Raw genomic sequence first — 8,530 nt, 5'->3', positions numbered from 1 at the left:
CCATGATGCGGCCGGAGATGTGGGGCTCGAGTGCGCCGTAGTCGTACGACAGCTCGGGAAGGGTGTAGACAGCCATGGTGAGTCCTCTCTATCGGTGTCGGCCACGCTAGGACCTCAACCGTGGTTGAGGTCAAGTCGGACGCCCTCGGGGCGCGGCGGCGGCGGGCGGACCCGCCGGGCGCGATCCCTGGGACACGTGGCCCTCCCCCGAGCACATCACGGCGGGACGGGTCTTGCACGTCCTTCTCAGGAACGGGCGTGTCCCGGCCGACCTGCGACCGGTGCCGGGCGAGAGGCGAGGATCAGCTCGCGCGCTGCTGGCCGCTCATCGCGTGGATCGAGTCCATGACCTGCTCCGTGAGCTCGCGGCGGGCCTGCGCGGGCTTGCCCGACGTGATCTGGCGTGCGGGCTCGATGGGCGCCCCGAACTGGACGGTCACGCGGTGGATGCGCGGGAGGCGCGAGCCGACGGGCTGGACCTTGTCGGTGCCCTGGATCGCGACGGGCACGATCGGCGCGTGGCCTGCGAGCGCGAGCCAGGCGACGCCGGTGTGCCCCTTGTGCAGCTTGCCGTCGCGCGACCGCGTGCCCTCGGGGTAGATCCCGAACGCGCCGCCACGGTTGAGCACCTCGAGCGCGTCCTCGAGCGAGCGCTGCCCGGCGCGCGGGTCGTCGCGCTGCACGGGGATGTGGCCGAGGGTCGTGAAGAACCAGCGGGAGACGCGTCCCTTGAGCCCGGTGCCCGTGAAGTACTCGGCCTTGGCGAGGAACGTGACGTGGCGCGGGGCGACGATGGGGATGAGGAGCGAGTCCACGAACGACAGGTGGTTGCTCGCCAGGATGACGGGTCCGCGCCGCGGGATGTTGTTGAGGCCGGTCACCCGTGGCCTCAGCAGCGTGAAGGCCAGGAGCGACAGGATCAGCTTCAGCACCCGGTACGTCATCCGTACATTGTGCACCGACGTGCAGCCGGGCCCGACGGCGGGGCCCCCGCCCGGGTGCGGAGCGGTGGGACGAGGCCCGGGGTGCCAGGGAGAACGCCCGGCGGTGCACGAATTTTCAGGGGGCGTGGTTCGTTGCGCACGGGCAGGGCGCTCTGTCCGACGCCCTCGCGATCGCTATCGCGTCAGCCGAGACCCGCGACCCTCCCGTCTGCCGCGCTGACGAGCTTCCCCCCGACGGCCATGAACGCGTAGGCCTCGCCCGGGATGGTCGTGGTCCACCGCCCGCTGCCGTCGGCCAGGTCGATCGAGGTCCACCGCGTCCCCTCGACCGGCTCGACGTCGACGACGACCGTCAGTGCACCGCGGCCGGCGAAGGCCGCGGTCACGTCGCTGGTCGACGATCCCCCGCTCTCGGAGGCGTTCCACGTCCAGACCTCCTCTCCTGTCGCGTTGTCGATCGCCACCGCACCGGGGTAGGACGCCACGACCGTCAGGTCCTTCGTCACGAGGAGGACCCGGGTGGCGTAGCGGGGGAAGGACCAGAGCTCGCGCCCTCCCGCGTCGATCGCGGTGAACCCCGAGCCACCCTGCGTGAACAGGAGGGGTGGCGCGGTGCCGTCCGTCGCGAGCGGCTCGGTGACGACGTCCCCCGTGGACCAGAGCAGCGTGCCCTCCTTGTCCAGGACGTCCGTCTCCCTGCCGTCCCGTGAGGTACGGGCGAGCCGCCCGTCACGCAGGAGCCGGGTGAATCCCTGGTCGGCGCCGCTCAGGATCTCTCCCTGCTCCGTGAGCGACGCGTCCACGCCGCACCCCACGACCGAGATGACACCGGCCAGGCTGAGGAAGTACAAGGACTCCCGGTCCTCGACCGTCGACCCGTCCTCCTGCGTGAGCTCGCAGGGCCCGGGGCCCTCACCGGGCTCGACCTGGGGGACCGTCCTCGTCCACCGGGCCTCGCCGGTCCGCGCGTCCTCGACCGTCATGACGAGGTCGGCGCCGTTTCGGACCGCCCGGACCAGGTCGCCGTCGGGCAGGACCTCGGAGGCTCCGCGCGACGGATCCAGGTCGCGTCGGGCGAGCACCTCGCCGTCGGAGCCCACGACGGCGACCGTCGTGGACGGTTCGCGGGGGAAGACGTCGACCGGTCCGCCGCCGCCCAGGCACGTGATGAACGAGGTCCTGGAGGGGAGCCCTGCGGCCGGGCCCATCGTGCCGCAACGGAACCCTGCGAGCTCCTCCCGGCGCCACGACAGCTTGCCCGTGGACAGGTCGTGGGCGACGAGGGCGTCCTCGAGACCCAGCAGGAGGAGGTCGTCGACGAACGCGGGCCACGTCTCGCCGGTGTCCACGCTCCAGACCTCCTCGGGCGGCTGCGTCAGCCCGACGACCCCGCCCGGCGCCGTCCGCAGCAACGCGTCGGCCTGCCGTGCACGGACCACGTCCAGCGCGGTGAGCCCGCCGAGGACGAGCACGAGGGCCCCGGCCACGCCGGTGACGACGAGGCGTCGGCGGCGCTGCACCCTCGGGTCGCGCGGAGCCGGGACGATGCCGTCCTCGCCACCGCGCGCGCCGGCGCCGTCGGCCGCGACGGGCGCGGCGCCGTCGGGCGGGGTGTCAGGCCGGCCGGAGGGCGCTCCGGGACGCGAGGGCCGCGGCGCGAGCAGGTCGTCGCCGTCGTCCAGGTCGTCGACCGCCTCGAAGGCGATCTGGCGGGGTTGCTCTCGTCGTCGAAAGGGCACGCCCGGAGCCTAGCGGCCGGGCGTGCCCTTTCGGGGCGGAGGGTCAGCGCGTGGCGACCGACACGAGGTAGTCGTCGGCGTCGTCGTCCCAGCGCAGGTCGATCGCGCCCGCGGTCTGCGCGGCCTTGCAGAACTGGAGGAAGCTGCGGTAGCCGAGCGCCTTCTCGCTGAAGTCAGGGCGCTTCTTGCGGAGCTGGTTCTTGAGGCCCGACAGCGGCACCGAGTCGCCCTGCTCGCCCACGACGGTGCGCAGCAGCGCGAAGTCGTCGCCCGCGTGCCCGCGCTCGGGCAGCGAGACCTCGGGGTCGCCCGTGGCGGGGCCCGCGCTGAGCTGCACGACGCCGCGCTCCTCGAGGTAGCGAAGGAACTCGCCGAAGTTGCGGAAGCCGTAGTCGGCCTCGCTGAACGTGGGGTCCTTGCGCAGCAGCGTGCGCTTGAGCGTCGAGGCGACGACGGCTCCGCTCGACGAGCTCGACAGGTCCGCGAGGGTCTGCGCGACGAGGACCGCGAGGTCCTCGTCCTCCGAGGCGGAGGACGCCCCGTGCCCGACGGCGGACTCGAGCTCGGCCTCGACGTCCAGCGGGACGGGGGTCGGCTCGGGATCCGACGGCGCCGCCTCGGCGGCCGACGTGGTCGACGCGGGCGTCGTCGCGGCCTCGGGAGCGGGGGCAGCCGCGGCCTTGCTCGACGAGCCGGAGCCCGAGCCCGACGAGCGGCTCGACGACTTGCGGGCAGCGCTGCGGTTCGAGCTGTTCGAGGACCGCTTGCGCTCGACGGGCTCGTCGGGGATCTCGACGCCCTCGAGGCGGTCGTAGAAGAGGAACTCGTCGCACGCCGGGGGCAGCAGCTTGGACGTCGAGTTCTCGACGCCGATCCCGATCACGCGCTTGTTGAGCTCGCGCAGCTTGTGCACGAGGGGTGAGAAGTCGCTGTCCCCTGTACACATCACGAAGGTCGAGATGTACTCACGCTCGAAGGCCATCTCGATCGCGTCGACGACCATCTTGATGTCGGCCGCGTTCTTGCGCGAGGCCCCCATGCGCTGGGGCATCTCGATGAGCTCGACCTGGTGGCGGGTCAGGGAGCGGCGGTCCTCGTCGAAGTACGACCAGTCGGCGTAGGCGCGGCGGACGACGACGCGACCACGCGCGGCGAGCGCGTCGGCGATCGGCTTGAAGTCGAAGGTCATCCCGCCCAGGTGGTCGCGCGCGCCCAGCGCGAGGTTGTCGTAGTCGAGGAAGACGGCCAGACGTTCTTCGGTGTCCATGTCCGCCAGGGTATGGCCCGCGGGGACCGAACGCCCATCCGCCACGGCGACTCGCACGCTTGACACGTCTCGGCATGCGGACTTAGTTTGTAGCTAAAGATAGTCCCGAACAAAGGAGTTCTCCGGTGCCGACCACCACCGCTCGAAGCGACCACGGCGCCGCCGCGACGCTCGCGCTCCTCGGAACGCGAGGCCCCAGGAGCCGTGCGGCCATCGCCCGCGAGCTCGGTGTCAGCCCCGCGACGGTCACCCAGATCACCAAGGACCTCGTCGAGCGAGGCCTCCTGGTCGAGCTCGAGACCGTACCGAGCCAGGGCGGGCGCCCCGCCCGCCTCCTCGGGCTGAGCAGCGCACCCGCCCCCCGCGCGATCGGGGCCAAGGTCACGGCCGACCACGTCGCGATCGTGTCGGTCGGTTTCGACGGCGAGGCGCTCTCGCAGTCGTCGCACCCGTTCGACCCCCGCCGCCCCGATGCGCTCGACGCCCTCGGACATCTCCTGCGCGACGTCCTCGCGGCCGAGGACGGCCCGGTCCTCGGCGTCGGGATCGGCATCCCCGGCTCGGTCGACGCCCAGGCCTCCGGGGTCGTGACCGCCCCGACGCTCGGCTGGACCGCGGTCCCCGTCGGCGCCTCGCTGCGCCACACGCTGGGCGTGCCCGTCCTCGTCGAGAACGACGTCAACACCCTGGCCGTCGCCGAGCACCTGTACGGCACCGGGCGCGAGCACGCGTCGTTCCTCGTCCTGACGATCGGGCGCGGCATCGGCTCGGGGCTCGTGGTCGACAGCACCATCCGCCGCGGCGCCGCGGGCGGGGCCGGCGAGATCGGCCACTTCCCCGTGACCGAGGACGGACCGCTGTGCGAGTGCGGCAACCACGGGTGCCTCGAGGCGTACATCGGCGACGACGCCCTGCGTACCCGCGCGATCGCCGCGGGCATCATCGGGCCCGACGGGACGGTCGCCGACCTCGTGGCCCGCGCCGACGCGGGCGACCAGGCCGCGCAGGACCTCTACCACGAGGCAGGACGCCTGCTCGGCCGCACGCTCGCGGGCGTCGTCCACATCCTCGACCCCGAGCTCGTCGTCCTCCTCGGCGAGGGCATCGCCGCCTGGCCCCACTGGCAGAGCGGTTTCGAGAAGACGTTCCGGGCACACCTCCTGCCCTCCCGCCGTGCCATCCCGTTCGTCGTCGAGCCCTGGGCCGACGACAAGTGGGCCCTGGGCGCCGCCGCCCTCGTCCTGGCCACCCCGTTCGACGCCGCGGGCGCGTCGGGCGAGCAGGGGCGGCTCGTCGTCGCCCGCATGCAGACCGACGCCGGCAGCTCGCCGGCCCTCACCCCCACGAGGAGACAGTGATGTCCGTCCCCGCCACGGCGCCGCCACGGGCGGCAGCGCCGAAGCGCCCGACCCCGCAGCGACAGAGCACGTCCTCACGGTCGCGGTGGCGCAACCGGGGGTGGGTCCTGTTCTTCCTGCTCCCCAGCGCCGTCCCGCTCGTCGTGTTCACGCTCGCCCCCATGGTGAACTCGCTCTGGGTGAGCCTGCACGACTGGAACCTCGTCTCGCCCATGAAGTGGGTCGGCCTCGACAACTACGCCGACCTGCTGACCTCGGGCGACACCTGGCGGGTCCTCGGGAACACCCTGTTCTACATCCTGGGCTACCTGCCCCTCGTCTACGTGGGCGGCCTGGGCCTGGCCATGCTGCTCAACCGCGCGCTCAAGGGCCGCACGTTCTTCCGCGCGGCCTACTTCCTGCCCGTCATCACGAGCTGGGTCGTCGTGGCCCTCGTGTGGCAGTGGCTCCTCAACCCGTCCAACGGCCTCGTCAACCAGCTCGTCCAGCCGGTGCTCGACGGGCTCAACGGGCTCTTCGGGACCGACATGACGGCCCCCGGGTGGTGGACCGACCCGCAGTGGGCGATGCCCTCGGTCATCCTCGCCTCGGCGTGGAAGGACCTCGGCTTCGTGATGGTCATCCTGCTCGCCGGTCTCCAGGCGATCCCCGGTGACGTGCTCGAAGCCGCGCGGGTCGACGGCGCGGGCGCGTGGAAGCGCTTCTGGCACATCACGTTCCCGCTGCTGTCCCCCTCCACCTTCTTCGTGCTCGTCATCTCGCTCATCAACGGGTTCCAGGTCTTCGACCAGGTGTACGTGATGACGGGCGGCGGACCGTCCGGCGCGAGCCAGGTCGTGGTCGGTCAGATCTACGACCTCACGTTCCGCTACGGCCGGGCCGGAGACGCATCCGCCCTGTCCTGGATCCTCTTCGTCCTGATCCTCATCGTCACCGCGCTCCAGATGCGCGGTCAGCGCAAGTGGGTGAACCATGCCTGAGACCCTCGCCCCGACCGCCCCCGTCACACCGACCACGGCCCCCACCTCCCTGCGGCGCCCCCGGCGCTCCGCCGGTCAGATCCTCGGACGCATCGCGCTGTACGCGTCCGTCGTCGTCGGCGCGGTCATCATGCTCTTCCCGTTCCTGTGGACGGTCATCACGTCGATCACGCCGAGCGGCTCGCTCTCGGGCGGCCCGTCGCTGATCGTCGAGGACCCGACGCTCGATGCCTACCGGACCCTCATGGAGTCCATGCCGGTCTGGCGGATCATCGCGAACTCGTTCGGGGTCGCGGTCGTCGCGACCCTGCTGCAGATGATCACGGGCTCCATGGCGGCCTACGGATTCAGCCGCCTGCGCTTCAAGGGCAAGAACGTCGTGTTCGCGGCCTACCTGGCGACGCTCATGATCCCGCTCCAGGTCCTCGTCGTGCCGCTGTTCATCCAGATGACGCGGCTCAACCTCAACGACACGTACTTCGCGCTGCTCGCGCCGTCGATCGCGTCGGCCTTCGGCATCTTCCTCCTGCGCCAGGCCGTCGACGGCGTGCCCCGCGAGCTCGACGAGGCCGCGACGCTCGACGGCGCCGGTCACCTGCGGATCTTCGGCCTCATCGTCCTGCCGCTCGTCAAGCCCGCGCTCGCGACGCTCGCCGTCTTCGCCTTCATGGGCTCCTGGAACAGCTTCCTGTGGCCCCTCGTCGTCATCCGCTCCCCCGAGCTCATGACGCTCCCCCTGGGGCTGTCCACGCTCCAGGGCCAGTTCACGACCCAGTGGGACGTCGTCATGGCGGGCTCGGTCGTCTCGATCCTGCCGATCGCGATCGTCTACATGTTCGCGCAGCGCCACATCATCGCCGGCATGTCCCACACCGGCCTCAAGTAGGAGTACGCACCCCCACCGAAAGGAGAGGTCTCATGACCTCACGCTTCAACGGGCGCACCGCTGCGCTCGTCCCGCTCGCGCTCGTCGGCGTCACCGTGCTCGCGGGCTGTGCCCAGGGTTCGGCGACCACGACCACGGGCGCGGACGGCAAGACGGTCGTCCGCTACATGAACTTCACCTCGAACGACGGGCACGAGAAGGACCTCGACACCATCGTCGCGGCCTACGAGAAGGAGAACCCGGACGTCGACGTCCAGGTCGAGACGATCCCGTACGCGGACTACTTCACCAAGCTGCAGACCGCGTTCGCCGGGAAGACCGTCGCGGACGTCGTGGACCTCAACTACGAGAACTTCGTGTCCTACGCCGAGTCCGGCGCCCTGGCCCCGCTCGAGGACGTGGACGCCGCCCCCTACAAGGACACGCTCCTGGAGTCCTTCACGCACGACGGCACCCAGTACGGGCTCCCGTCGTCGTACTCCAACGTCGTCATGTACTACAACAAGACGCTCTTCGACGCCGCCGGGCTCGAGTACCCCACGGCCGACTGGACGTGGGCGGACGAGCAGGCCGCGGCCACCGCGCTGACCGACACCGCAGCGGGCGTGTACGGGGACTTCCAGCCCGTGACGTTCCACGAGTTCTACAAGGTGCTGGACCAGGCGGGGGGCCAGTTCTTCACCGAGGACGGCTCGGCGTCGGCTTTCGACAGCCCCGAGGGCGTCAAGGCGGCCACCTGGCTCGTCACCAAGCCAGGGACGGTCATGCCCACCGAGGCCGACGGGTCGAGCACCCCCGACTTCGACAAGGACCTCTTCTCGGCCGGCAAGCTCGGCATGTGGCACTCGGGCATCTGGATGTTCGACGCCCTGTCCCAGGTCGAGGGCCTCGACTGGGACATCGTCGTCGAGCCGGGTGACGCCTCGAAGGCCTCGGCCCTGTTCACCAACGGGGTGGCCGTGACCGCCGCCTCGAAGGAGAAGGAGGCCGCCCAGGACTTCGCAGAGTTCCTCACGGTCTCGCCCACCGCGGTCGACACCCGGCTCGCGAGCTCGTGGGAGCTTCCGCCCGTCGCCGACGAGGAGGCCCTCGCCCCGTACCTCGAGCAGACGCCGCCCGCGAACCGTCAGGCCGTGATCGACGCGCTCGACACCGTCGCCCTCCCGCCCGTGCTCGCCGCGCAGCAGGAGATGCAGGACGCGATCAACGAGGAGCTGTCCAACGCGGCCGCAGGTCGCAAGACCGTCGAGCAGGCCCTCACCGACGCCGCCGCGCGCGTCGACCAGCTCCTCGGCTGATCCCGCTCGCACAGCACCCGTCCGGCCGGTCGTGGGGGGGGGGGGGGGGGGGGGGGGG

The 8,530-nt window shown here is 71.4% G+C and carries 7 protein-coding genes and 1 pseudogene; 4 read left to right on the top strand and 4 right to left on the bottom strand.

Going from position 1 to position 8,530, the window contains the following annotated elements; genetic code table 11:
• The 4 genes and pseudogenes from H9640_RS18785 to H9640_RS18770 all read right to left on the bottom strand — a co-directional run.
• Positions 1 to 76, bottom strand: a pseudogene (locus H9640_RS18785) (superoxide dismutase); the annotation flags it as partial.
• 226 nt (positions 77 to 302) lie between these two features.
• Complete coding sequence (locus H9640_RS18780; protein WP_191792300.1) at positions 303 to 944, bottom strand: lysophospholipid acyltransferase family protein; 642 nt, start codon at positions 942 to 944, stop codon at positions 303 to 305.
• A gap of 182 nt (positions 945 to 1,126) precedes the next feature.
• Entirely contained in the window at positions 1,127 to 2,683 is a 1,557-nt protein-coding gene (locus tag H9640_RS18775) for a PQQ-binding-like beta-propeller repeat protein (protein WP_191792299.1), read from the bottom strand.
• Between the two features lie 43 nt (positions 2,684 to 2,726).
• Positions 2,727 to 3,950, bottom strand: a complete 1,224-nt coding sequence (locus H9640_RS18770) for an NYN domain-containing protein (RefSeq protein WP_191792298.1) — start codon at positions 3,948 to 3,950, stop codon at positions 2,727 to 2,729.
• 125 nt (positions 3,951 to 4,075) lie between these two features.
• On the opposite strand from H9640_RS18770, the gene H9640_RS18765 reads away from it, so the two are divergent.
• Genes H9640_RS18765 through H9640_RS18750 form a run of 4 tightly spaced genes read left to right on the top strand, consistent with a single transcriptional unit; the run spans position 4,076 to position 8,472 of the window.
• Entirely contained in the window at positions 4,076 to 5,308 is a 1,233-nt protein-coding gene (locus tag H9640_RS18765; protein ID WP_191792297.1) for an ROK family transcriptional regulator, read from the top strand.
• Positions 5,308 to 6,288 carry a carbohydrate ABC transporter permease gene (locus tag H9640_RS18760; protein ID WP_191792296.1) on the top strand — a complete coding sequence of 327 codons (981 nt, stop codon included), beginning with the start codon at positions 5,308 to 5,310 and terminating at the stop codon, positions 6,286 to 6,288. The genes H9640_RS18765 and H9640_RS18760 overlap by 1 nt, the downstream gene beginning before the upstream one ends.
• The gene (locus H9640_RS18755; protein ID WP_191792295.1) at positions 6,281 to 7,174 is read left to right on the top strand and encodes a carbohydrate ABC transporter permease; all 894 of its coding nucleotides are present in this window, start codon (positions 6,281 to 6,283) and stop codon (positions 7,172 to 7,174) included. The genes H9640_RS18760 and H9640_RS18755 overlap by 8 nt, the downstream gene beginning before the upstream one ends.
• 32 nt (positions 7,175 to 7,206) lie before the next feature.
• The gene (locus H9640_RS18750) at positions 7,207 to 8,472 is read left to right on the top strand and encodes an ABC transporter substrate-binding protein (RefSeq protein WP_191792294.1); all 1,266 of its coding nucleotides are present in this window, start codon (positions 7,207 to 7,209) and stop codon (positions 8,470 to 8,472) included.
• The last annotated feature ends 58 nt before the right edge of the window (positions 8,473 to 8,530 follow it).

Source organism: Oerskovia gallyi, assembly GCF_014836745.1.
In the GTDB taxonomy this organism is placed as follows: Bacteria; Actinomycetota; Actinomycetes; order Actinomycetales; family Cellulomonadaceae; genus Oerskovia; species Oerskovia paurometabola.
This window is presented reverse-complemented; position numbering and strand designations above follow the sequence as displayed.